Source organism: Mesorhizobium sp. P2_F8 (assembly GCF_056403655.1).
In genome coordinates, this window is the sequence record NZ_JBFUFB010000006.1 from 87,824 (window position 1) to 111,118 (window position 23,295).

Consider the following 23,295-nt stretch of genomic DNA (forward strand, 5'->3'; position numbering starts at 1 on the left):
TGAAACGGACGGAGACGAAACAATGAGCGGCCTTGCCAATCTGGTTCCGATGGTGATCGAGCAATCGAGCCGCGGCGAACGCGCCTTCGACATTTTCTCGCGCCTGCTGCGCGAGCGCATCATCTTCATCAACGGTGAAATCAACGACGACATTTCGGCGCTGGTCTGCGCGCAGCTGCTGTCGCTGGAATCGGACAATCCCGACAAGGAGATATCGCTCTACATCAACTCGCCTGGCGGCGTGGTGACCAGCGGCTTCGCCATCTACGATACCATGCAATACATCAGCTGCCCGGTGTCGACGGTGTGCATGGGCTTTGCCGCGTCGATGGCCTCGTTCCTGTTGATGGCGGGCACGGCCGGGCGTCGCATCTCGCTGCCGAACGCCACCATCCTGCTGCATCAGCCGCTGGGTGGATTCCAGGGTCAGGCCTCCGACATCCAGCGCCATGCCGAGCGCATCGGCCAGACAAAGCGGCATATGGCCGAACTCTATGCGCAGCATTGCGGCCGCACATATGAAGAGGTCGAGCGCACGCTGGACCGCGACCACTTCATGACGGCCCGCGAGGCTCAGGCCTGGGGTCTAGTCGACCATGTTTTCGACACGCGCAAACAGGCCGCGTGAGGCTGAAGCGCGTCGCCGGCTGTCGAAGATTTGACGACGCCGGTCTGGTCGCCTCGTCGACACGCCCCTATAACTGGGCGATGACCGACACTCATCCGTCCAGAACATTGCATCGCGTCATCGCCGTGGTCGTGATCGCTCTTGCCGGCTCCATGAGCGGCACCGCCCTTGCCGACGACAGCTCGCCAGCAGTGCGGAAAGGCGCCCTGCCCGGCGTGACCAGCGACTATCGCATCGCCAAGCCGGCTCCGCAGCCCGAACCCGACGACGCATCCCCCAGCAATGGGAACGGCCAGTTCAAGATCGGCAACACGGATGTCAGGATTTCAGGCAGCATCACAGTTGATGTCGGCGCTGGCGCCACCGGGCTGCCGCGCCACTGACTGCATGATCTGTCCAGCGTCGTGCGCCGCGCCATGGTCGACAAAACAAGCCGCGCATGAAAATGGCCCCGCCGTGCTTTGCGCAAACGGACGGGGCCTTTTTGGATCTCAAATCCAATTTTGCCGGGAGTGTACTGCCGGCGTTTGATTTCGGATGCTCCGCGGCATTCAGCCGACGATCCGACTAGCAGTCTCTGATTTTTGTGGGATATGGCAGGTCACGGTTTGTCGGGTGGCGCAAACGCTAAACCCTGGCACTTATGCCTGCCGCGGCTCCAGTGACAACTGGAACCCTAGGGGACGATCCGGTGGCGTCATGGCTCCACTCCCTTGTCCGTTGCGACGTGTCGTCCCGAAGCACAAATCGCAGATGCCTGCGGCGTCTCGCAGGCCGCCTCTGGCGGCGAGGCCATCGAAAGACGGCCGGCTTCAGTTGACTTCTGGACACTGCTCCCCTGAGTCGGGGACGTCAACCATCAATAGCCGGTTACCGAAAAACGTGATCACCGGGAGGTTACGTACAAGTCAGTTTTGCACAGCTTTGTCAGGAGCGTGTTCGGCCTTTGTTCTTTCCGCTTGCCCGTTCACGCGAAAGACGGTTAAACGCTTTTGTCGGGAATTGTGGCGTCTCTCGACGTGGCGGCAAAATTACCTACATAGGGGATGGCCGGGAAAACCCGCCATTCCAGGAAATTCCAGCTTCTGAGGCGGCGACCGGCAATGGCCGACCATAAATATCTTTCCATTCGCGGGGCGCGCGAACACAATTTGAAGAATGTCGATCTCGACTTGCCGCGTGACAGCCTGATCGTCATGACCGGCCTGTCCGGGTCTGGCAAATCGTCGCTCGCCTTCGACACCATCTACGCCGAAGGCCAGCGCCGCTATGTCGAGAGCCTGTCGGCCTATGCGCGGCAATTCCTCGAAATGATGCAGAAGCCGGACGTCGACCAGATCGACGGCCTGTCGCCGGCCATTTCGATCGAGCAGAAGACGACCTCGAAGAACCCGCGTTCGACCGTCGGTACCGTCACCGAAATCTACGACTATATGCGGCTTCTTTTCGCGCGCGTCGGCGTCCCCTATTCGCCGGCCACCGGCCTGCCGATCGAAAGCCAGACAGTGTCACAGATGGTCGACCGTGTGCTGGCGGTCGAGGAGGGCACCCGCCTGTTCATTCTGGCGCCGATGGTGCGCGGCCGCAAAGGCGAGTACCGCAAGGAATTGCTGGAACTGCAGAAGAAGGGCTTTCAGCGCGTCAAGGTCGACGGCGTCTTCTATGAAATCGCCGACGTGCCGGCGCTGGACAAGAAGTACAAGCATGACCTCGACGTCGTCGTCGACCGCATCGTCGTGCGTGGGGATCTCGCCACCCGGCTAGCCGATTCCATCGAGACGGCACTGAGGCTCGCCGATGGGCTGGCGGTCGCCGAATTCGCCGACAAGCCGCTCGACGCCAGCCAGACCGGCGAGGATTCGGTCAACAAGTCCAAGAACGAGACGCACGAGCGCATCCTGTTCTCGGAAAAGTTCGCCTGTCCGGTCTCCGGCTTCACCATTCCGGAAATCGAGCCACGTCTTTTCTCCTTCAACAATCCGTTTGGCGCCTGCCCGACCTGCGACGGTCTCGGGAGCCAGCGCGCCATCGACCCCAACCTCGTCGTGCCCGACGAGAACGTTTCGCTGCGCGACGGTGCGGTCAGCCCGTGGGCGAAATCGACCTCGCCCTACTACGCGCAGACGCTGGAAGCGCTGGGCAAGGCCTACAATTTCAAGCTCGGCGACAAGTTCAGGGATTTGAGCGCGGAAGCCCAGGAGGCCATCCTGCGCGGCACCGGCGAGCGCGAAATAACCTTCCAGTATGATGACGGCCTGCGCTCCTACAAGACCACCAAGACCTTTGAAGGCGTCATCCCCAATCTCGAGCGCCGCTGGAAAGAAACCGAATCCGCCTGGATGCGCGAGGAGATCGAGCGCTTCATGTCGGCGACGCCTTGCCCGGTCTGCAAGGGCTATCGGCTCAAGCCCGAGTCACTGGCCGTGAAGATCGCCGGCAAGCACATCGGCGAAGTCACCGAACAGTCGATCCGCAACGCCGACAAGTGGTTCACCGACCTGCCAGCTTCGCTCAACGACAAGCAGAACGAGATCGCCGTGCGCGTCTTGAAGGAGATCCGCGAGCGGCTGCGCTTCCTCAATGATGTCGGGCTCGACTACCTGACGCTGTCGCGCAATTCCGGCACTCTGTCGGGCGGCGAGAGCCAGCGCATTCGCCTGGCTTCGCAGATCGGCTCCGGTCTCACCGGCGTGCTCTATGTTCTGGACGAGCCGTCGATCGGCCTGCACCAGCGCGACAACGCACGCCTGCTCGACACGCTGAAGCACCTGCGCGACATCGGCAACACGGTGATTGTCGTCGAGCATGACGAGGACGCCATCCTGCATGCTGACTATGTCGTCGACATGGGCCCGGCCGCCGGCATCCATGGCGGCGAGATCATCGCCCAGGGCACGCCGCAGCAGGTGATGGCCAATCCGAATTCGATCACCGGCAAATATTTGTCGGGCGCGCTCGAAGTGGCGACGCCCGGCGTGCGGCGCGAGGCGAAGAAGAACCGGCGGCTGAAGATCGTCGGCGCGCGCGGCAACAATCTGAAGAACGTCACCGCCGAAATCCCGCTCGGCACCTTCACTGCCGTCACCGGCGTGTCGGGCGGCGGCAAGTCGACCTTCCTGATCGAGACGCTGTTCAAGGCGGCGTCGCGCCGCATCATGGGTTCGCGCGAGCATCCGGCCGACCATGACCGCATCGAGGGCCTCGAATTCCTCGACAAGGTCATCGACATCGACCAGTCGCCGATTGGGCGCACCCCGCGTTCCAACCCCGCCACCTACACCGGCGCCTTCACTCCGATCCGCGACTGGTTCGCGGGCCTGCCGGAAGCCAAGGCGCGCGGCTACCAGCCCGGCCGCTTCTCCTTCAACGTCAAGGGCGGCCGCTGCGAGGCCTGCCAGGGCGACGGCGTCATCAAGATCGAGATGCACTTTTTGCCCGACGTCTACGTCACTTGCGACGTCTGCCACGGCAAGCGCTACAACCGCGAGACGCTCGACGTGCTGTTCAAGGGCAAGTCGATCGCCGACGTGCTCGACATGACGGTCGAGGAAGGTGTCGATTTCTTCGCCGCCGTGCCCGGCGTGCGCGACAAGCTCGACACGCTGAAGCAGGTCGGCCTCGGCTACATCCATATCGGCCAGCAGGCGACGACGCTGTCGGGCGGCGAGGCGCAGCGCATCAAGCTGGCCAAGGAACTGTCGCGCAAGGCGACCGGCAAGACACTCTACATCCTGGACGAGCCGACCACCGGCCTGCATTTCCACGATGTCGCCAAGCTCCTGGAAGTGCTGCACGAACTGGTCGACCAGGGCAACACGGTGGTGGTCATCGAGCATAATCTCGAGGTGATAAAAACCGCCGACTGGGTGCTCGACCTCGGCCCTGAAGGCGGCGACGGCGGCGGCGAACTGGTCGCCTCCGGCACGCCGGAAGCGATCGTGCGCGAAAAGCGCAGCTACACCGGCCAGTTCCTCAAGGAGTTGCTGGAGCGGCGCCCCGGAGGCAAGCGCGAAGCGGCGGAGTGATGGCGAACCAGTCGGCGCTTGGAGAGCATTTGAATGACAATCCGAAGAGCGCTTCCCGGTGATCTCGAAACTGTCGTCTCGCTGACGGAAGCCGCCTACGCGCCCTATTCCGCGCTGTTCGGCGCGCCACCGATCCCCGTCACTGAGGATTATGCACCGCGTATCGCGCGTGGCGAGGTCTGGCTTCTGGAGCGTGACGGCGAACTTGCCGGTCTGCTCACTTTGGAGCGTCATGACGACCACGCGATGATCTTCTCAGTCGCCGTCGCGCCAGGATTTCAGGGCAAGGGCTTTGGCATCGCCCTGCTCAAACACGCGGACGACCAGACGCTGGCGTGGGGCCTGCCCGAGGTGCGGCTCTACACCAACGCCAAAATGGAGCGGAACATCGCGCTCTATCTGGCCTATGGTTTCCACGAAACGGGTCGCCGGCCCAATCCATACCGGCCAGGATGGGTGCTCGTCGACATGGCGAAGCCGGTCGACAAGATCACGACGGCCTGATTTTTCTGAATTCGGGAGGATGGCAATGAGCAAATCGGGAACAATCCGCTCCGGCATGGGCGGCTGGACGTTCGAACCCTGGGATACGTCCTTTTATCCCGAAAAGCTCTCCAAGGCCAAGCAACTGCAATTTGCCAGCAGGCAGGTGTCGAGCATCGAGGTCAACGGCACCTATTATTCCAGCTTCAAGGAACCGACCTTCGTCAAATGGGCGAGCGAAGCGCCAGACGGTTTCGTCTATTCGCTCAAGGGCAACCGCTTCGTCACCAACCGGCGCGTGCTCGGCGAGGCCGGTGAATCGATGATGCGCTTCCTCGGTTCGGGCGTGGCGGCGCTCGGTGAAAAGCTCGGACCGATCCTGTGGCAGTTCGCGCCGACGAAAAAGTTCGACCCGGACGATTTCGAAGCCTTCCTCAAGCTGCTCCCGGAAAAGCAGGACGGCGTTGGGCTGCGCCACGCGGTCGAGGTGCGCAACGACAGTTTCATGGTGCCGGAATTCGCGGCGCTGGTGCGCAAATACAAGGCGGCGATCGTCTATGCCGACCACGCTAAATATCCGGCCATCGCCGACGTCACCGGCGATTTCATCTATGCCCGGCTGCAGACCGGCAGCGACGACAATCCCGATTGCTACACGCCGGCAGGCCTGGATGAATGGGCCGCGCGCGCCAGGACCTGGGCGGAAGGCAAGGTGCCGGCCGACCTGCCGCGCACCGATCCCTCGACCGAAGCACCCGTCAAACCGCGCGACGTGTTCGTCTACTTCATCACCGAGGGCAAGGTGCGCGCGCCGTTCGGCGCCATGGCGCTGTTGAAGCGGGTGGCCGACTAAGGACATCGGCATAAGGACTTTCACGCCAAGCGCCTTTCCTATGCGTTTTTGGCGCAGCAAGCCGTCCAATCGAGGCAATTTCGGCACATTCGTAACCTTATCGATACCTCCTTGCTGCATGAATCCAGCCTGGCCAAGCCGCAGAGCTGGGATCGCCGCCGGCAAGGAACGAGGGCATGTCGCTCGACTACACTTCACTTCTGCTGGCTGTTGGTTTTTCCGCCACCTGCCTGAGCCTGACACTGTTTGGTATGTGGTTGACTGCTCGCTCGGAGAAATTCCTGCTGACATGGGCGGTCAGCCTGCTGTTGGTGGTGGCAGACATTTTTGCCTATGACGCCTATATCGACATGCCCGGGCGCCTGCTCGGCATCGCGACCGTTGCCCTGCTCCTGCTTGGTTTTTCAGCCATGCTGGGCGCGGCCTACCAGTTCCGAAGCGGCGGCTCGCCGATCCCGCGAACGGTGGTTGGCAGCATTTCGCTGGCCGTCGTGCTGCCTGCCATGGCTCTCGGCTATGACGGTCTCGGCTTCATGCTGGAGAACATGTTTGCTGCCTTGCTTCTGTTCGCAACGGCGCTCGAATACTGGAAGGGTCGCAACGAAGCTCCTGCCCTGACAATCGGCATCACCGCGCTCTATTCGGCCACGGCCACGTCCTTCGCCCTCTGCGCCATGGTTCTCGCCTGGGACGGAAAGCTGATCCTTGGGCATGCACCAAGCAATTGGGCCGAGGAGTTGAGCCTCATCATCGTCATCGCCAGCATGACCGGCATTGGCGCGCTGTCGCTGGCGCTCAATCAAGGGCGTCTGGCCAGGCATCACCGCCACAATGCCCTGACCGACCCGCTGACGGGCCTGCTCAACCGGCGCGCGCTGTTCGACCTGCATGGCAGTGCCCCGGTCGGCGCCTTCACCGCTGTGGTTGTGTTCGACCTCGACGGCTTCAAGGCCATCAACGACGAATTCGGTCACGCCGCTGGCGACGAGGTGCTGAGGGTGTTCGCCAGGGAACTCGCCGGCAATCTTCGCCCGACCGACGTCGCCGCGCGCATGGGCGGCGAGGAATTCGCTCTGGTGCTGAAGCGGACCTTGCCCGAAACGGCGGAGGCCACGGCCGAAGCCATACGGTCCGCGTTCGCCGCGTGCCGCATCGAAACCGAGACGGGTTCGCTGACATGCACGGTCAGTGCCGGATTTGCTTTCGGCACCAAGGAGGGCCTCAGTTTCGACAAGGTACTCAGCGCCGCTGACAAGGCGCTCTACGCCGCCAAGCGCGGCGGCCGCAACCGCGTCACCGCCTCGCCACTCCGGCGCGTGGGTTAACCGCGATCCTGAGATGTCGACCGTGTCGGGACAGCCTTGCCTGTTTCGGCAAGTCGATCGTGAGAGAAGCCAGCCCTATGCCGCCATGACGATTTCGTTGAAAGCATCGAGATCGACATAGAAGACCTTGGTGATTTCCTCGATCAGTTCGTCGCGATCGTACCCCTGGGACCTCAATATGTTGATCGCGGTGATGATATCGACGCGTTCGGTTAACCGCCGCTTCTGATAGTCCTCGACGTAACGTTCCATGGCAGTCCCTTAGCCTGTGTGCCCAAACGCGTTGAACGACAATCAGATCGCAGGAGGGAAGCTAGGAATGCATGCTTGCGTGGAACTTGCCCGGCCTTCGCCGCGCCCCTCGATCTGCGATAACACCAGACTGATACGGAAACGGCCGACTCACAAAAGCCAAGAAAAGACTAGCACGCAGCCGCCGGCGCGCCAGAGACACGGATAACTGGATCGAAGAAATATTGGACTTGCGAAAGACTTCGGACCGTCACTTGAAGTCCATTGCTGATTCTAGTCCATGTCGCCCAAAAGTGCGCAGCGGTTTTGGGACAACGACATGGACAAAACCACAGATCTAAAGCGCGTCGTTTGAATCCGCCTGGATGCGACGCGCTTTAGACGGTCAGGAACTTGCGGACATCCGCCCTGTCGAGATCTTCCGCCGGGCCGGTGTGGACGATCAGGCCGCGGTCCATGATGTTGACCTCGTCGGCAAGCTCACGGCAGAAATCGAGATATTGTTCGACCAAAAGCACGGCGATGCCCGCCTGGTCGCGCAGATAGCGGATGGCGCGGCCGATATCCTTGATGATCGACGGCTGGATGCCTTCCGTCGGTTCGTCGAGCACAAGCAGCTTCGGCCGCATCACCAGCGCCCTGCCGATGGCGAGCTGCTGCTGCTGGCCACCGGAAAGGTCGCCGCCACGGCGACCCAGCATCTGCTTCAGCACCGGGAACAACTCGAAGACATGGGCGGGCACGTTGCGGTCGACACGCTTCAGCGGCGCAAAGCCCGATTCCAGGTTCTCCCGCACCGTGAGCAGCGGAAAGATCTCCCTGCCCTGCGGTACGAATGCGATGCCCGACCGGGCGCGGTCATACGCCGCGCTCCGGTCGAGCGCCTTCCCCTCGAAGGCAACGCTTCCGCTCGTCAGCCGATGGTGGCCGACGATCGATCTCATCAAACTGGTCTTGCCGACGCCGTTGCGGCCGAGCACGCAGGTGATCTTGCCGGCGCCGGCCTTCAGCGACACGCCACGCAGCGCCTGGGCAGCGCCGTAGTGCAGCGTGGCATCGGAAACTTCGAGCATGTCAGCGCCTTCTCCAGAACCGCAGGAAGGACAGATCGAAGCGATGGAATTGAACCCGCCAGACCATACTCATCTCCCCAGATAGACTTCGACGACGCGCTCGTCGGCAGACACGAAATCGAGCGTGCCCTCGGACAGCACCGAGCCTTCGTGCAGGCAGGTGACCTTGACGCCCAGCTCGCGCACGAAATGCATGTCGTGCTCGACGACGATGACCGAATGGTCGCTCGCGATCTCCTTGAGCAGCCGCGCGGTTTCCTCCGTCTCTGCATCGGTCATGCCGGCGACCGGCTCGTCGACCAGCAGCAGCTTCGGGTCCTGCGCGAGCAGCATGCCGATCTCCAGCCACTGCTTTTGTCCATGGCTCAGATTTGCCGCCAGTTGGTCGCGTTTGTCACCAAGTCGGATAATGCCGAGAATGTCGTCGATCTGCCGCGCTTCGGCGGCCGAGCGGCGATGGAACAGCGCCGGGAAGATCGAGCGCGGCCCCTTCAACGCCAGCATCAGATTCTCCTCGATCGTGTGGCTTTCGAAGACTGTCGGCTTCTGGAATTTGCGGCCGATGCCCATCATGGCGATCTCGGCTTCATCATGCCGGGTCAGATCGATCTGGCCGTCGAAGAAAACCTCGCCCTCGTCGGGCCGCGTCTTGCCGGTGACAATGTCCATCATCGTCGTCTTGCCGGCCCCGTTGGGGCCGATGATGGCGCGCATCTCGCCCTTGTCGAGCACCAGCGACAAATTGTTGATGGCGCGAAAGCCGTCGAAGGAAACCGAGACGCCGTCGAGATAGAGGATCGTGTGCGACTTGCTCATGATCGCTCACTCCGCCGGCTGTGGTTCGGGGCTGGATGAGGACCAGTCGCCAGGCCTTGTCGCCGCGCTGCGAACGATCTTCTGCGGCGGCGGGACGACGGGGTCGATGCCGGCCTCCTCGGCCAGCGAGGCCGCCCGCAGCGCTTTGGCGTTGCCGCGCCAGGAATCCCACATGCCGACGATGCCTTTGGGCAGCAAAAGCGTGACTGCGACAAACAGGCCGCCGAGCGCAAACAGCCAGAATTCCGGCAACACGCCGGTGAACCAGGATTTGCCGGCATTGACCAGCAGCGCGCCGATGATCGGCCCGACAATGGTGCCGCGCCCGCCGACGGCCGCCCAGATCACCACCTCGATCGAATTGGACGGTTCGAACTCGCCGGGATTGATGATGCCGACTTGCGGCACATAGAGCGCGCCGGCAATGCCGGCCATGACCGCCGAGACGGTGAAGGCGAACAGCTTCACATTCTCCGCCCGCCAGCCGAGGAAGCGGGTGCGGCTCTCGGCGTCGCGCACCGCCATCAGGAGCTTGCCATATTTGGAACCGACGATCGCCCAGGTGACGAAGACGGCGAGCGCCAGCGTCACCGCGCTGGCCGCGAACAGCGCCGAACGCGTCGCGTCGGCCTGCACGTTGAAGCCGAGAATATCCTTGAAATCGGTCAGTCCGTTGTTGCCACCGAAACCCATGTCGTTGCGGAAGAAGGCGAGCAGCAGCGCATAGGTCATCGCTTGGGTGATGATGGAGAGGTAGACACCGGTGACACGGCTGCGGAAGGCGAACCAGCCGAAGACGAAGGCGAGCAGGCCAGGTATCGCCAGCACCATGAGCCCGGCGAACCAAAAATGGTCGAAACCCGTCCAGAACCAGGGCAATTCCCTGTAGTTCAGGAACACCATGAAGTCCGGCAGGATGGGGTTGCCGTAGACGCCGCGCGCGCCGATCTGGCGCATCAGGTACATGCCCATCGCATAGCCGCCGAGCGCGAAGAACGCACCGTGGCCGAGCGAGAGAATGCCGCAATAGCCCCAGACAAGGTCGAGCGCCAAAGCGAGCAGCGCATAGCAGAGATATTTGCCGGTCAGCGCGACAATGTAGGACGGCACGTAGAAGCCGCTGGTCGGCGACACAGCCAGGTTTAGCAGCGGCACGATGACGGCCACCGCCAGCAGGATGAGAATCGTGATCGCGATGCGGCGGTCCGCCCCCGCGGCGAAGAAGCGTCCGGTGATCATGCTTCCACCGCCCTGCCCTTGAGCGCGAACAGGCCGCGCGGGCGCTTCTGGATGAACAGGATGATCAGCACCAGCACGACGATCTTGCCGAGCACCGCGCCGGCATAGGGCTCGAGGAACTTGTTGACGATGCCGAGCGAGAAGGCGCCGACCAGCGTGCCCCACAGATTGCCGACGCCGCCGAAGACGACGACCATGAAACTGTCGATGATGTAGCCTCGGCCGAGATTGGGCGAGACATTGTCGATCTGGCTGAGCGCAACACCGGCGATGCCGGCAATACCGGAACCCAGCGCGAAGGTCAGCGCGTCGACCCATGGCGTCCTGATGCCCATCGAGGCGGCCATGCGCCGGTTGGCGGTGACGGCGCGCATCTGCAACCCCCAGGGCGTGCGCTTCATCACATAGAGCAGCACGGCAAAGACGGAGAGCGCGAAAACCAGGATCCAGAGGCGGTTCCAGGTGATCGCGAGCTGGCCGACATTGAACGAGCCCGACATCCAGGAGGGATTGCCTACTTCCTGGTTGGTCGGCCCGAAAATGCTGCGCACGGCCTGCTGCAGGATCAGCGACACGCCCCATGTCGCCAGCAGTGTCTCCAGCGGCCGCCCGTAGAGAAAGCGGATAACGCCACGTTCGATGGCCAAGCCGACAAGCGCCGCGACGAGGAAGGCGAGCGGCAGCGCGATGACGAGCGACCAGTCGAACAGGTCGGGAAAGGATGTGCGGATCACCTGCTGGACGACAAAGGTCGTGTAGGCGCCGAGCATGACCATCTCGCCATGCGCCATGTTGATGACGCCCATGACGCCGAAGGTGATGGCAAGCCCGATTGCCGCCAGCAGCAGCACCGAGCCCAGCGAAATCCCGTACCAGATGTTCTGGCCGGCATCCCAGAAGGCCAGCGTCGAATTGATGTCGGCGATTGCGGCCGTCGTCGCCTCCTTGACCGCAGCCGAGGCGTTCTCCTCGACCGAGGTGAGCAGCGAAACCGCATCACGGTCGCCCCGTGCGCCGATCAGCGCGATGGCGGCGAGCTTGTCGGCATCCGGCCGGTCAGAAACCAGGACAGAGGCGGCACGGGCCTGTTCGAGCAGGGCCTTGACGCTGGCCACCGTCTCGCTGGCGATCGCGGTGTCGAGCGGCCCGATGTTTGCGGCATCGGGTGTCTTGAACATGGTGTCGGCAGCGGCGATGCGCACGGCCGGATCCTTGGCGCCGAGCGTCAGCGTGCCCAGCGCATCGCGTATGACGCGGCGCAGCGTGTTGTTGACCTTGATCTTGGTGATGCCGTCCTTGGCGGCATCCGCCGATTTCTCGCCGCTCAGCGGGTCGAACAGCTCGACGCTGTCGCCCGCTTCCTTGCCGACGAAGACCAGTGAATCGGCCTTGCGGATGTAGAGGTTGCCGTCGGCAAGTGCCGCGAGCGGTCGTTCGACAGCCGGATCACCTGTGGCCGCCAGGTCGTGGACGACAGCGCCTGTCTCGGAAAAACCCTTGGCCGTCGCGAATTTGGCGATGATGCCACGCAGATCGGCTTCGCCAGCACCCGACGACGACAGCGTCGCCAGCAGGAACAAAAGCGTCAGGCCAATCGCGCGCAACAGGTTCATCGGCTTCAGGCGACCCTTGAATGTTGAATTGGGCGTCCGGACGGCGGAGGAAACCATCCGGACGCTGCGGTCTGAGGTCATGGACCTGCGGTCCAGACCTGGTCAGCCCGGGAGGATCAGTTCGTACCCTTGCCGCCGCACTTGCCGGTGGCGACGTTGAAGTTGCCGCAAGACAGAGGCGCGCGCCAATCGGAGATCAGGTCCTTGGAGTCAGGCAGGTAGTCCGACCATTCATCGCCCATCACCAGGCCCGGCGTGCGCGAAACCGTCTCGAACTGGCCGTCGGCCTGGATTTCACCGATCAGCACCGGCTTGGTGATGTGGTGGTTCGGCATCATGGTCGAATAGCCGCCGGTCAGGTTGGGCACCGAAACGCCGATCATGGCGTCGATGACCTTGTCTGGATCTGTGGTGCCGGCCTTCTCGACCGCCTTCACCCACATGTTGAAGCCGATGTAATGGGCTTCCATCGGGTCGTTGGTGGTGCGCTTGTCGTTCTTGATGAACTTGTGCCAGTCGGCGATGAACTTCTTGTTCTCGGGCGTGTCGACGCTTTCAAAGTAGTTCCAGGCGGCGAGATGACCAACCAGCGGCGCCGTGTCGAGACCGGCAAGCTCTTCTTCACCGACCGAGAAGGCCATGACCGGAATATCCTCGGCCTTGATGCCTTGGTTGCCGAGTTCCTTGTAGAACGGCACATTGGCGTCGCCATTGACCGTCGAGACGACGGCGGTCTTCTTGCCGGCCGAACCGAATTTCTTGATCGCGGAAACTTCGGTCTGCCAGTCGGAGAAGCCGAACGGCGTGTAGTTGACCATGATGTCTTCTGGAGCAACGCCCTTGGCCTTCAGATAGGCCTCGAGGATCTTGTTGGTGGTGCGCGGATAAACGTAATCGGTACCTTCGAGCACCCAGCGCTTCACCGAACCGCCGTCCTCGCTCATCAGATAGTCGACGGCCGGAATGGCCTGCTGGTTCGGCGCCGCACCTGTGTAGAACACGTTGCGCTCGCTTTCCTCGCCCTCATACTGGACGGGATAGAACAGGATGTTGTCGAGCTCGCTGAACACCGGCAGCACTGATTTGCGCGACACCGAGGTCCAGCAGCCGAACACCGCGGCGACCTTGTCCTTGGAGATCAGCTCGCGCGCCTTTTCGGCGAACAGCGGCCAGTTGGAGGCCGGATCGACGACCACGGCTTCGAGCTTCTTGCCGAGCAGGCCACCCTTGGCGTTCTGCTCATCGATGAGCATGAGCATGGCGTCCTTCAGCGTCGTCTCCGAGATCGCCATGGTCCCCGACAGTGAATGGAGAATGCCGACCTTGATCGTGTCGTCGGCCGCCTTGGCAGGCGCGGACATCAACAGGCCGGCGGCAACGACGCTCGCCGAAAACATTTTCGTTATTGTCGAGAAATTACCCCTCATGCCTAACACTCCCAGGCTGGTTGATTGCACCGCAACAATGCAATGCAACCCCCGTGCCAATCGCTCAGGAGATGCCGAATAATAGGTGATAGTTCAACATTATCAGGTGCTTGGTATATTAGTTTTATGAAAACAAAGAGGATCGGTTAAAAATTGATTGAGAGAAATTTGCGCAGCGCACAAGGTGTCTGCCTAATTTTCGCCCAAATTGGCAATGTGCCTAGTTTTTGGACTTCGCCGGCGGATGTTGCGGCTCGGCGCAGAAGTAGGGCAAGCTCGCCCCATCAACCGAGCGACGTCATGGCATCCGGCATTTCACGCATTTTTATCGGCATATTGCTTCTGGCGGCAGCGACCGGCACTGCCCGAGCCGACTTCAGCGACGGTAAGATGCCCGACGGCATCTACCACTGCGAAGTGTACCTGCTTGGCATGTTCCTCGACCTCGGTAACATCACCATCAAGGGCAACGTCTACAGCGGCCCAGTCACCTTCGGGACCGCCCAGCAGGGCTACAATTACCAGATGGATGCAAACGGCGTGATCTCCTGGCTGGGACCGCTCGGCGGCTATACGGCTGGCGGCAACTCGCTGTCGCTGACCCAGGCCACGCTCGACGGCCAAAGTGCACCCTCCTTCGACATCATCATGAGGCAGCCCGACGGCGCCTTCACCGCCTCGACCTGCACCAAAGGAAGCGGTCAGTAGATTATTCCCTGGTAATCGCCGCCGCCTCGGCGGGCCTGCCTTGTGTCTCATGTCATCTGGATGTTGCCGAAACTGGATAGGCAGCGGTGCGCCGTCACCATCCACCTTGAGAGGCAGACACAATGGCCAATTCCCCGTCTTCATCCTCCCCTGTCATTCGCGACGTCATAGCCGAGCGCGTCTCGCGCCGTACTCTCCTGAAAGGCAGCCTCGCATCTGGTGCTTTGATCGCCGGCGGCAGCTTCGTCGGTTCGTTGTTTGCCGGAGAAACACATGCCGCGGCGGCGCTTTCCACACTTGGCTTTCCCGAGTTGAAGCGCGTCTACGACAAGACCCACGCCGCCGCAGAGGGTTACGAGACCACGATCGTGGCACGCTGGGGCGACCCGCTCGTGGCCGGCCTGCCGGATTTCGACGGAAACAAGGTCGCCGCTGACGAGCAGGAGAAGCGCTTTGGTTACAATTGCGACTACATTGCCTTCCTGCCGCTGCCGAAAGGCACCGTCAATTCCGACCACGGCCTGCTCTGCGTCAACAACGAATACATCTCGCCCAATGTCATGTTTCCCGGCATGACCGAGGATGACGCCGGCAAGACGATGAGCAAGGAACAGGTCGATCTCGGCATGGCCGCCATGGGTCACTCAATCGTCGAAGTGCTGTTGAAGGACGGCAAGTGGTCGCTGGTCGAGGACAGCCCGCTCAATCGCCGCATCACCGTCAACACCGAAATGATCGTCTCCGGCCCGGTTGCGGGCCACGCCTTGATGCAGACCTCGGCCGATGCCACCGGCACGAAAGTGCTCGGCACCAGCTACAATTGCAGCGGCGGCTTCACCCCGTGGGGCACCGTGCTGACCTGCGAGGAAGGTGTTTCCGACCTGTTCGGCGGCGATCCGAAGAAGGCACCGACCGCGGACATGCTCGACCGCTATGGCTTCGACGGTTCCGACATCTATGGCCGCGGCCGCTTCCACGACCGCTTCAACATCGACAAGGAGCCGAACGAGGCCAACCGTTTCGACTGGGTGGTCGAGATCGACCCCTATGATCCCCAGTCCAAGCCGGTGAAGCGCACCGCGCTTGGCCGCATGTCGCATGAGGCGTCGACGGTTGTCCTCAACAAGGACGGCCGCGTCGTCGTCTACATGGGCGACGACGATTATTTCGAATACATGTACCGGTTGCGCGCTACGACGCCGATGGCTCCATGACCTGGCTGCCGCTGATTCACGGCCAGGGCAAGCTTACGGCTGAAAACGGCTTTGCCGATCAGGCCGAAGTGCTGCTGAAAACACGGCTGGCGGCGGACGCGCTGGGTGCCACGCCGATGGACCGCCCCGAGGACATCGAGACCAATCCGGTGACTGGCCGCGTCTATGCGGTGATGACCAAGAACAAGAAGCGCGACCAGTCGAAGGTCAATCCGGCCAACACGCGTCCGGAAAACCTCTGGGGCCACATCGTCGAACTGATCCCGCCAAGCGGTCGCGGCGTGGACGCCGACCATACCGCCGACAAATATGCCTGGGATCTGTTCGTGCTGTGCGGCAACCCGAAGGACGCCGCGGTCGGCGCCACCTTCCACCCGGACACATCGGACAATGGCTGGTTCGTTTGCCCCGACAACATCACCTTCGATCCGGCCGGCCGGCTCTGGGTAGCGACCGATGGTGCCAATGATTTCGACCTGCCGGACGGCGTCTACGGCGTCGACACCGAAGGCCCGGCGCGCGGCCTGCCGAAGCTGCTGTTCACTTGCCCGCATGGCGCCGAAGCGACCGGCCCTTGCTTTACCCCCGACGGCACGACCTTGTTCCTGTCGGTCCAGCACCCGGCCGAGGACGCCGAGACGCTCGACAAAGTGCAGACACTGTGGCCCGACTTCAAGGACGGCCAGTTGCCCCGCCCGTCCGTGGTCGCCATCCGCCGCAAGGACGGGCAGCCGGTCGGCGCCTAATCAGTCTGGTCACACAAAAAGGCGGAACGCGCGTTGCGCGTTCCGCCTTGCGGCCCGGGAGGACACTGAAATTGGCACCGCCCCGGTTACGGGGCGATGTCTTGCCGGCTCAGATCGTCTTGGCCGACATCTGCGCGGCGATGTAATCGGCCTGGCGGATCGCCAGCGACACGATCGTCAAGGTCGGGTTTTCGGCGGCACCCGTCGTGAACTGGCTGCCGTCCGACACGAACAGGTTCTTGATGTCGTGCGTCTGGCCATGCTTGTTGACGACGCCGTCTGCCGCCTTCTCGCTCATCCGGTTGGTGCCGAGATTGTGGGTCGACGGATAGGGCGGCGTCGGGAAGGTGCGCGTGGCGCCGACCGCGGCATAAAGCGCCAAGGCCTGCTTGTAGGCATGGTTGCGCATCGCGGTATCGTTCGGGTGATCGTCGAAATGCACGTCGGCGATCGGCATGCCGTGCTCGTCCTTCATGTCGGCATGCAGCGTGATGCGGTTCTCCGCGCGTGGCATGTCCTCGCCGACGATCCACAGCCCGGCCATGTGGTCGTAGTGGTCGAGCGCCGTGGTGAACGAGCGGCCCCAGGCCCCTGGATCGAGGAAGGCCGCCATGAACGGCAGGCCGAGCGACAGCGTCTCGAACTCGTAGCCGCCGACGAAGCCGCGTGACGGATCATGGCGCGCCTCGTCGCGGATGATGCCGGCCATGGTGGTGCCGCGATACATGTGCACCGGTTTGTCGAAGATGGCATAGACCGAGCCCGTGGTGTGGCGCATGTAGTTCTTGCCCACCTGCCCCGATGAGTTGGCAAGGCCGTCGGGGAATTTGCCCGACGACGAATTGAGCAGCAGCCGCGGGCTTTCGATTGAGTTGCCGGCGACTGCGACGATACGGGCTTTCTGCTCTTGCAGCTTGCCATCCTTGTCGGCGTAGACCACGCCGGTCACCTTGCCCGAGGCGTCATGGTTGATCTTGATCGCCATGGCGTTCGGCCTGACCTCGAGATGGCCTGTTGCCTCGCCCTTGGGGATCTCGGTGTAGAGCGTCGACCATTTGGCGCCCCATTTGCAGCCCTGGAAGCAAAATCCGGTTTGCTGGCAGGACAAGCGGTCGTCGCGCTCGACCGAGTTGATGGCCATGTTGCCGGTGTGGCATTCCTTATAGCCAAGCTTGTCGGCGCCAGCCTTCAACACCTTGAAATTGTTGTTGCCCGGCAATCTCGGCCAGTCATTGGTCCCGGTGACGCCCATCTTGGCTTCGGCCTTGGCATAGTAGGGCTCCATCTCGGCCAACGTGATCGGCCAGTCGAGCAGGGTGGCACCTTCCACTTTGCCATACGTCGACAGCGTCTTGAACTCATGCTCCTGGAAACGCAGCGACGCTCCGGCCCAGTGGGTCGTCGAACCCCCGACCGACTTGACGATCCAGGCCGGCAGGTTCGGAAAATCCTTGGCCACACGCCAGTCACCGGAGGTGGTGCGCTTGTCCTTCCAGGCGAGCTGGGTGAACGAATCCCACTCGTCGTTGACAAACTCCTCATATTCGTGGCGCGCGCCGGCCTCCAGGATGACGACGTCGACACCCTTCTGGGCAAGTTCGTTCCCGAGCGTACCGCCGCCGGCGCCCGAGCCGATGATGACGACCACGCCGTCGTTGTTCAGGTCAAATGCTGTTGCCATGGTTTCCTCCCATGATTTCTGTTTGCGGGTTCAAAACGACGGGGCTCAGAGCCACTCGATGTCGTTGAAACCGCGCGCGATGTAGCCGCCCTTGGAAAAGGACTCGCCCTCGTAGCCGAAGATCGGCCAGACCTCTTTCTGGTTGTAGAGGCTGACGACGAGGCCGCCACGGATGGCCTGGAAGAACGGCGTCGCCTCGATCTGCTTCAGCACCGCGACGCGCTGCTCCTCCCAGCCAAGGCCCCGGTAGCCTCCGTCCCCAGACTTCTTGTCAAGGTCGGCGATACCGTCTTCGATCATCGTCTTGTAGGCGGCGTCCTTGCCGGCCTGCTCGTCATGGCCTTTCACGGCGATGGCGTAATATTTGTCGGGAACCTGATCATGCGGATAGATGTCGCGCGCCATCTGGATCAGCGTCGCCATGGTTTCGGGCTTGAGCGCGGATGTCTCGAGCCCCCAGGCATGTTCGGGGCTGATGACCGCGCTGCCGGAAATGACGAGCAGCGCACCAATGCCACCGCGTTTGAGAAGCTCACGACGTGAAAGTCCAGGCTTCCCGTCATAGATCGTGACCATAATATTCCTCCCTGCTTGCTATTTGCGCCCCTTGAAGCGCGCCACAATCGACGTGCTTCAAGACCTTGTTTGTGCATCTCGTTGTCCCAAAACCGCTGCGCACTTTTGGGCGAAATGCTTGAGCGCGCCGTTGCTGGCGCCGCACGCGCCGGTGCGGCCGCATTGTCTCCTATTGGAAGCGGCCTCCTCGTTGCAGAACCTCGATCTTGTAGCCGTCCGGATCCTCGATGAAAAAGAAGCGGGCGATCGGCGAACCGTCATGGTTGAACTCGACGATCTTCTTCGGGTTGAGGCCGAGCGCGCCGAGGCGATCATGTTCGCTGTCGAGGTCGGCGATCGAGACCGCGAGGTGGCCGTAACCATCGCCGAGCACGTAGGGCTCGACCCTACCCTTGTTCACGGTCAGTTCGAGCTCGAACCCGGTTTCGGCGTTGCTGAGGTAAATGAGCGTGAACGTCTCGAAGTCCAGCCTGTCGGCAACATCGAGCCCGAAGGCATTCCTGTAGAAATCGACGGATCGGGCCTCGTCGAGAACCCGGATCATGGAATGAATTGCTTTGGCCAAATCAGTCTCCGCCCTTGTGTGGAGCCAATTATGGGCAGAGCGGGGAAAAGGTGGTGGCAGCCGGTTACCACGCCCAAAACCGTGAACTGGCGACGCGCTTTAGGGGACAGGGACGAAAGTCCGATTGCCGTTCCGGCAATTTTGCCCGAGAATGCGCATGGGGACAGGTCGAGCAGTATCAGACCGTACGCCTGCCCGCCCAAGACCAACAAGCATGGGAGGTTTGTCGGATGTGCAGGGTATTTGCGGGCCAGGACCCCGAAGGCTATCGCCAGATCAATCGGTCGATTCGCATTGACGGCCACTCCACGAGCATCCAGCTTGAGGCGACCTTCTGGGCGTTGCTCGATGAAATCGCCGAAAACCAAGGCCTGACGACGCCGAAATTCATCTCCAAGCTTTACGACGAAGCCATCGAGATCAACGGCGCCATTCCAAACTTTGCCTCCATGCTGCGCACCACCTGCGCGCTCTATTTGCGCGGCCATCGGCCAGGCATGGATGAACAGGCGATGCCGAAGCGGCAAGCTGCCTAGCTGTCGACCGCGACAGCAAGAGCCAGCCGGCTCATATCGCTGAACAGCTCCTGGCGCTCGGAGTAGTCGGTCAGTTCATCGGTCTCGATGTTGTCGACCACCGTGCACATCGACAGTGCCCGAGCCCCGAAATGGGCCGCGATGCGATAAAGCGCGCTGGTTTCCATATCCACGGCCAGCGCACCGGCTGCCTGCGCATCGGCAAAGCGGCCGCGTCCTTCAGGATGATAGAAGATGTCGCTGCAAACCGTCAGGCCGGCACAATGGTCGATGCCAAGTTCGGCTGCCTTGGTCAGCGCGCAGCTGAGAAGTGCTGGATCCGGACCGGCGACAGCCTTGTAGAGGCCGAAAACCTGGCCGCTTTGAGCGCTTTCCGCCTGTGCCGATTGCGAGATGACCAGGCTGCGCAGCTTGGCCTTGGCCGTCAGGCTGCCGCAGGTGCCCGTGCGGATCAACGTCCGAGCGCCATAATAGTCAAGTAATTCATGCACATAGATCAGAAACGACGAGACGCCGATGCCGGTCGCTTGAATGCTGATGGGTCTGCCGCGAAACAGTCCGGTAAAGCCAAGGGCGCCGCGTCGGCGATTGATGCAGCGCGGCGCTTCCAGAAAAGTTTGCGCCATCCATTCGGCGCGCTGCGGGTCACCCGGCAACAACACCGTGTCGGCGTAGGCACCCTTGTCTGCTTCGTTGTGTGGCGTCAACCGCTGCTCCCCCAAGCCCGCCTGCCGTTTCAGCCCTCAATCATGGCGTTGTCACGGCGTCTTGCAAGGAAAAGAACATCAGGAGATTCTAATTCTCCAACACATCCTTGACGATCGTCGCCAGTTGCTTGAGCGAAAACGGCTTTGGCAGGAAGCCGAAATGCGCATCTGCCGGCAGGTTTCTGGCGAATGCGTCCTCGGCATAGCCGGACACGAAGACGAATTTGATGTCCGGCTGGCGCTTGCGCAATTCACCAAGCAGCGTCGGCCCATCCATTTCAGGCATCACCACGTCCGAGACGACGATGTCGACCTTGCCGCCCAGCGCCTCGAACACTTCCAGCGCCTCGACGCCCGAGGAGGCCTCGTGCACGGTATAGCCGCGCGACACCAGCGCCCGCATGCCGCCCATGCGCACGGCGTCCTCGTCCTCGACGAGCAGCACCGTGGCCGAGCCGGACAGATCCTTGGCCGCATCGGCAACCTTCGCCGGTGCCGCCGGCAGATCGTCGGGCTGGCCTGCTTTTTTCGCTTCGGCGATATGACGCGGCAGGAAAATGCGGAAAGTCGAGCCCTTGCCGACCTCGGAATCGCAGAAGATGAAGCCGCCGGTCTGCTTGATGATGCCGTAGACCATCGACAATCCAAGCCCGGTGCCCTTGCCGACTTCCTTGGTGGTGAAGAAGGGTTCGAAAATCTTCTTCAGTACGTCTGGCGCGATGCCGCTGCCGGTATCCTCGACTTCGACCACGACATAGTCGGCCGGGGTGAGTTCGCGGTAGGAGAAGGCCTTGCATTCCTCGGCGGTCACATTGCGTGTGCGCACGGTGAGATCGCCGCCGGCCGGCATGGCATCGCGCGCGTTGACCGCAAGGTTGACCACCACCTGTTCGAACTGACCGATATCGACCTTGACCGGCCACAGGTCGCGGCCATGGTCGACCTTCAGCTTGATGTCGTTGCCGACCAGGCGCGCCAGCAGCATCCTGAGATCGGCCAGCACGTCGGTCAGGTTGAGCACTTCCGGCCGCAGCGTCTGCTTGCGCGAGAAGGCAAGCAATTGCCGCACCAGCGAGGCCGCCCGGTTGGCATTCTGCTTGATGTTCATGATGTCGGGGAAGGACGGGTCCGACGGGCGGTGGTTGGTCAACAAAAGGTCGGACGCCATGATGATGGCGGTGAGCACATTGTTGAAGTCGTGCGCGATACCGCCGGCAAGCTGCCCGACCGCCTGCATCTTCTGGCTTTGCGCCATCTGCCCTTCGAGCGCCTTCTGCTCCGTCGTCTCGACGGCGTAGACGATCGCCGACTCCTCGGCACCCTCGCCGCCGGTGCCGTCGGCGACCGCGTTGACGTAGAAACGGATGTGCCGGTCGTCGTTGCCGGGCAGCAAGGTATCGATCGGCTCGATGTCGGCCTGCCGCTGCTGCGCCTTCTCGAAGGCCGCGGCGAAGGCCGGCCGGTCGCGCTCATGGATCACCGTGTCGAGCCGCACACGGCGATCGACCGCGTCCCGGTCGACGACGGACGAAAACAGCGACAGGAACGGCGCATTGGTGCGCAGAATGCGCCCGCTGTGGTCGACGCCGGCGATCGCCATCGGTGTCGAGTTGAAGAAGCGGGTGAAGCGCACTTCCGAAGCACGCAGGTCGGCTGAGGCGTCCTCGCCCTGCGTGCGGTTGAGCACGATCGTGCGCGTCGGCCCGTTGAGGCCTTCGCGGCTGGCCGAAACGCGGTGCATGAAGCGCACCGGCAGCGCTTCGCCCGTCATCGTCGTCAGGTCGAGATCGATGACCGCGTTGCGTGTCGTTCCAGGGTCGGCCTTGACCGAGCGGACCAGCGCCATGCCGTCTCCGGCCACGATCTCCGGCAGGGTGACGGAGCCGGGCGTGAAACTGGTAAGGTCGATGCCCAGCCACTCGGCAAGCGTGGCGTTGATGTAAGTGACACGGCCGTCCTGGTCGGCTGAAAAGAAGCCGGCTGGCGCATGGTCGAGGTGATCGATCGCCTTCTGCAGGTCGAGGAAGAAACGCTCCTGCTCGGCCCGCTCTTGCGAGATGTCGGCAAGCTGCCAGGCCAGCATCGGCAGCCGCTGGCCCGGAACTCTGAAGGCGCGGGCACGCGCCCGATACCAGCGGGCGCCGGGCTCGGCGCCCGGCCGAATGGACTGCGCGAGACGAAACTCGCCGTCGCCCGACTGCCCGTCGCGCAGGCCGGACGCCAGCCGATAGATCGTCACCGAGGCTTCGGGGACATCCGAGAGCAACCCCTCGACCGTCTTCAGGTCGGCCGCCGACGTCGCTCCGGTCATGTCGGCATAGGCCCGATTGGCGTAGACGACGCGGCCCTTGGTGTCGGTGACGAGAAGGCCCTGTGACATAGAATCAACGAATGCCTTCGAGAGTTCGTCACCGGTCGAGCGTGGCGTGATCTGCACGAAGCCGATCGCCGTGGCGAACAGGAAGCCGACGCCGATCATCGCCAGCACACCGAGCATGCCGAGCAGGAAAGGGTCGCCGAGGCGCTCGCGGAAAAGGCCGAAGACAATAGCGGCCCCGGTCAGAACGACGATGAAAATGATGAGCCGGGTAACCGCGCCCGGTCGCGTATTCTGGTCGACGATCGGTACCGGATAGAAATCGCCGCGCGCTTCCTTGGCCATGTGCCCCCTGCTCGTGAATCCGGTGTTCCGACACCCGCCCTTGACCGGTTGAATCATATTCTCCTGGTCCGGAAAAGGCCTGGGCGGCAAATGTCGGATAAAAATGATATCTTCCGGCCTTCGGAGTTTTCAAGCTGTTCATCAAGAGCGGAAACGCATTGCGGTA

The 23,295-nt window shown here is 62.3% G+C and carries 19 protein-coding genes and 1 pseudogene; 9 read left to right on the forward strand and 11 right to left on the reverse strand.

The genetic code is table 11. The annotated features are described in order from the left end of the window. The first annotated feature begins 22 nt into the window (after positions 1–22). The 6 genes from AC1DZP_RS16020 to AC1DZP_RS16045 all read left to right on the forward strand — a co-directional run bounded on the left by AC1DZP_RS16020 (position 23) and on the right by AC1DZP_RS16045 (position 7,314). Complete coding sequence (locus AC1DZP_RS16020; protein ID WP_095085064.1) at positions 23–628, forward strand: ATP-dependent Clp protease proteolytic subunit; 606 nt, start codon at positions 23–25, stop codon at positions 626–628. A gap of 80 nt (positions 629–708) precedes the next feature. Continuing rightward, the gene (locus tag AC1DZP_RS16025) at positions 709–1,011 is read left to right on the forward strand and encodes a hypothetical protein (protein WP_477304177.1); all 303 of its coding nucleotides are present in this window, start codon (positions 709–711) and stop codon (positions 1,009–1,011) included. A 720-nt stretch (positions 1,012–1,731) separates the two neighbouring features. Continuing rightward, positions 1,732–4,653: an excinuclease ABC subunit UvrA gene (gene uvrA / locus AC1DZP_RS16030; protein ID WP_477227310.1), complete on the forward strand. Its 2,922-nt coding sequence runs from the start codon at positions 1,732–1,734 to the stop codon at positions 4,651–4,653. Between the two features lie 33 nt (positions 4,654–4,686). After that, the gene (locus AC1DZP_RS16035) at positions 4,687–5,157 is read left to right on the forward strand and encodes a GNAT family N-acetyltransferase (protein ID WP_477303688.1); all 471 of its coding nucleotides are present in this window, start codon (positions 4,687–4,689) and stop codon (positions 5,155–5,157) included. Between the two features lie 25 nt (positions 5,158–5,182). Next, complete coding sequence (locus AC1DZP_RS16040) at positions 5,183–5,989, forward strand: DUF72 domain-containing protein (RefSeq protein ID WP_477303690.1); 807 nt, start codon at positions 5,183–5,185, stop codon at positions 5,987–5,989. 176 nt (positions 5,990–6,165) lie between these two features. Then, on the forward strand, positions 6,166–7,314 hold the full coding sequence (locus AC1DZP_RS16045; protein ID WP_477303692.1) for a GGDEF domain-containing protein: 1,149 nt from the start codon (positions 6,166–6,168) through the stop codon (positions 7,312–7,314). 75 nt (positions 7,315–7,389) lie between these two features. Here AC1DZP_RS16045 and AC1DZP_RS16050 read toward each other — a convergent pair whose 3' ends face one another. The 6 genes from AC1DZP_RS16050 to urtA form a co-directional block, all read right to left on the reverse strand. Then, complete coding sequence (locus AC1DZP_RS16050) at positions 7,390–7,566, reverse strand: hypothetical protein (RefSeq protein WP_111546440.1); 177 nt, start codon at positions 7,564–7,566, stop codon at positions 7,390–7,392. Positions 7,567–7,943: 377 nt separating this feature from the next. Continuing rightward, on the reverse strand, positions 7,944–8,639 hold the full coding sequence (gene urtE, locus AC1DZP_RS16055) for an urea ABC transporter ATP-binding subunit UrtE (protein ID WP_352599218.1): 696 nt from the start codon (positions 8,637–8,639) through the stop codon (positions 7,944–7,946). Between the two features lie 69 nt (positions 8,640–8,708). Continuing rightward, complete coding sequence (gene urtD / locus AC1DZP_RS16060) at positions 8,709–9,455, reverse strand: urea ABC transporter ATP-binding protein UrtD (RefSeq protein ID WP_477303695.1); 747 nt, start codon at positions 9,453–9,455, stop codon at positions 8,709–8,711. 6 nt (positions 9,456–9,461) lie between these two features. After that, on the reverse strand, positions 9,462–10,694 hold the full coding sequence (gene urtC / locus AC1DZP_RS16065; protein ID WP_477303697.1) for an urea ABC transporter permease subunit UrtC: 1,233 nt from the start codon (positions 10,692–10,694) through the stop codon (positions 9,462–9,464). Continuing rightward, positions 10,691–12,307, reverse strand: a complete 1,617-nt coding sequence (gene urtB / locus AC1DZP_RS16070; RefSeq protein ID WP_477304179.1) for an urea ABC transporter permease subunit UrtB — start codon at positions 12,305–12,307, stop codon at positions 10,691–10,693. Before urtB ends, urtC begins: the two co-directional genes overlap by 4 nt. Before the next feature lie 116 nt (positions 12,308–12,423). Then, positions 12,424–13,734, reverse strand: a complete 1,311-nt coding sequence (gene urtA / locus AC1DZP_RS16075) for an urea ABC transporter substrate-binding protein (RefSeq protein WP_477303699.1) — start codon at positions 13,732–13,734, stop codon at positions 12,424–12,426. A 300-nt stretch (positions 13,735–14,034) separates the two neighbouring features. Here urtA and AC1DZP_RS16080 point away from each other — a divergent pair, with 300 nt between their 5' ends. Continuing rightward, positions 14,035–14,442 carry a hypothetical protein gene (locus AC1DZP_RS16080; protein WP_477303701.1) on the forward strand — a complete coding sequence of 136 codons (408 nt, stop codon included), beginning with the start codon at positions 14,035–14,037 and terminating at the stop codon, positions 14,440–14,442. A gap of 122 nt (positions 14,443–14,564) precedes the next feature. Next, positions 14,565–16,402, forward strand: a pseudogene (locus AC1DZP_RS16085) (PhoX family protein). 109 nt (positions 16,403–16,511) lie between these two features. Here AC1DZP_RS16085 and AC1DZP_RS16090 read toward each other — a convergent pair. The 3 genes from AC1DZP_RS16090 to AC1DZP_RS16100 form a co-directional block, all read right to left on the reverse strand. Beyond that, positions 16,512–18,083, reverse strand: coding sequence for a GMC family oxidoreductase (locus AC1DZP_RS16090; RefSeq protein ID WP_477303703.1), 1,572 nt, complete (start codon positions 18,081–18,083; stop codon positions 16,512–16,514). A gap of 45 nt (positions 18,084–18,128) precedes the next feature. Further along, positions 18,129–18,659 (reverse strand): Twin-arginine translocation pathway signal, encoded by a 531-nt coding sequence (locus AC1DZP_RS16095; protein ID WP_095085076.1) that lies wholly within the window; start codon positions 18,657–18,659, stop codon positions 18,129–18,131. 169 nt (positions 18,660–18,828) lie between these two features. Continuing rightward, positions 18,829–19,224 (reverse strand): VOC family protein, encoded by a 396-nt coding sequence (locus tag AC1DZP_RS16100; RefSeq protein WP_095085077.1) that lies wholly within the window; start codon positions 19,222–19,224, stop codon positions 18,829–18,831. 230 nt (positions 19,225–19,454) lie between these two features. Here AC1DZP_RS16100 and AC1DZP_RS16105 point away from each other — a divergent pair, with 230 nt between their 5' ends. After that, entirely contained in the window at positions 19,455–19,760 is a 306-nt protein-coding gene (locus tag AC1DZP_RS16105; RefSeq protein ID WP_457150773.1) for a ribbon-helix-helix domain-containing protein, read from the forward strand. Here the strand turns inward: AC1DZP_RS16105 and AC1DZP_RS16110 are convergent. Both AC1DZP_RS16110 and cckA read right to left on the reverse strand, forming a co-directional pair. Next, on the reverse strand, positions 19,757–20,467 hold the full coding sequence (locus AC1DZP_RS16110) for a purine-nucleoside phosphorylase (protein WP_457150759.1): 711 nt from the start codon (positions 20,465–20,467) through the stop codon (positions 19,757–19,759). The genes AC1DZP_RS16105 and AC1DZP_RS16110 overlap by 4 nt on opposite strands. An 88-nt stretch (positions 20,468–20,555) precedes the next feature. Then, positions 20,556–23,129: a cell cycle histidine kinase CckA gene (gene cckA / locus AC1DZP_RS16115; protein WP_477303705.1), complete on the reverse strand. Its 2,574-nt coding sequence runs from the start codon at positions 23,127–23,129 to the stop codon at positions 20,556–20,558. Positions 23,130–23,295 lie beyond the last annotated feature (166 nt).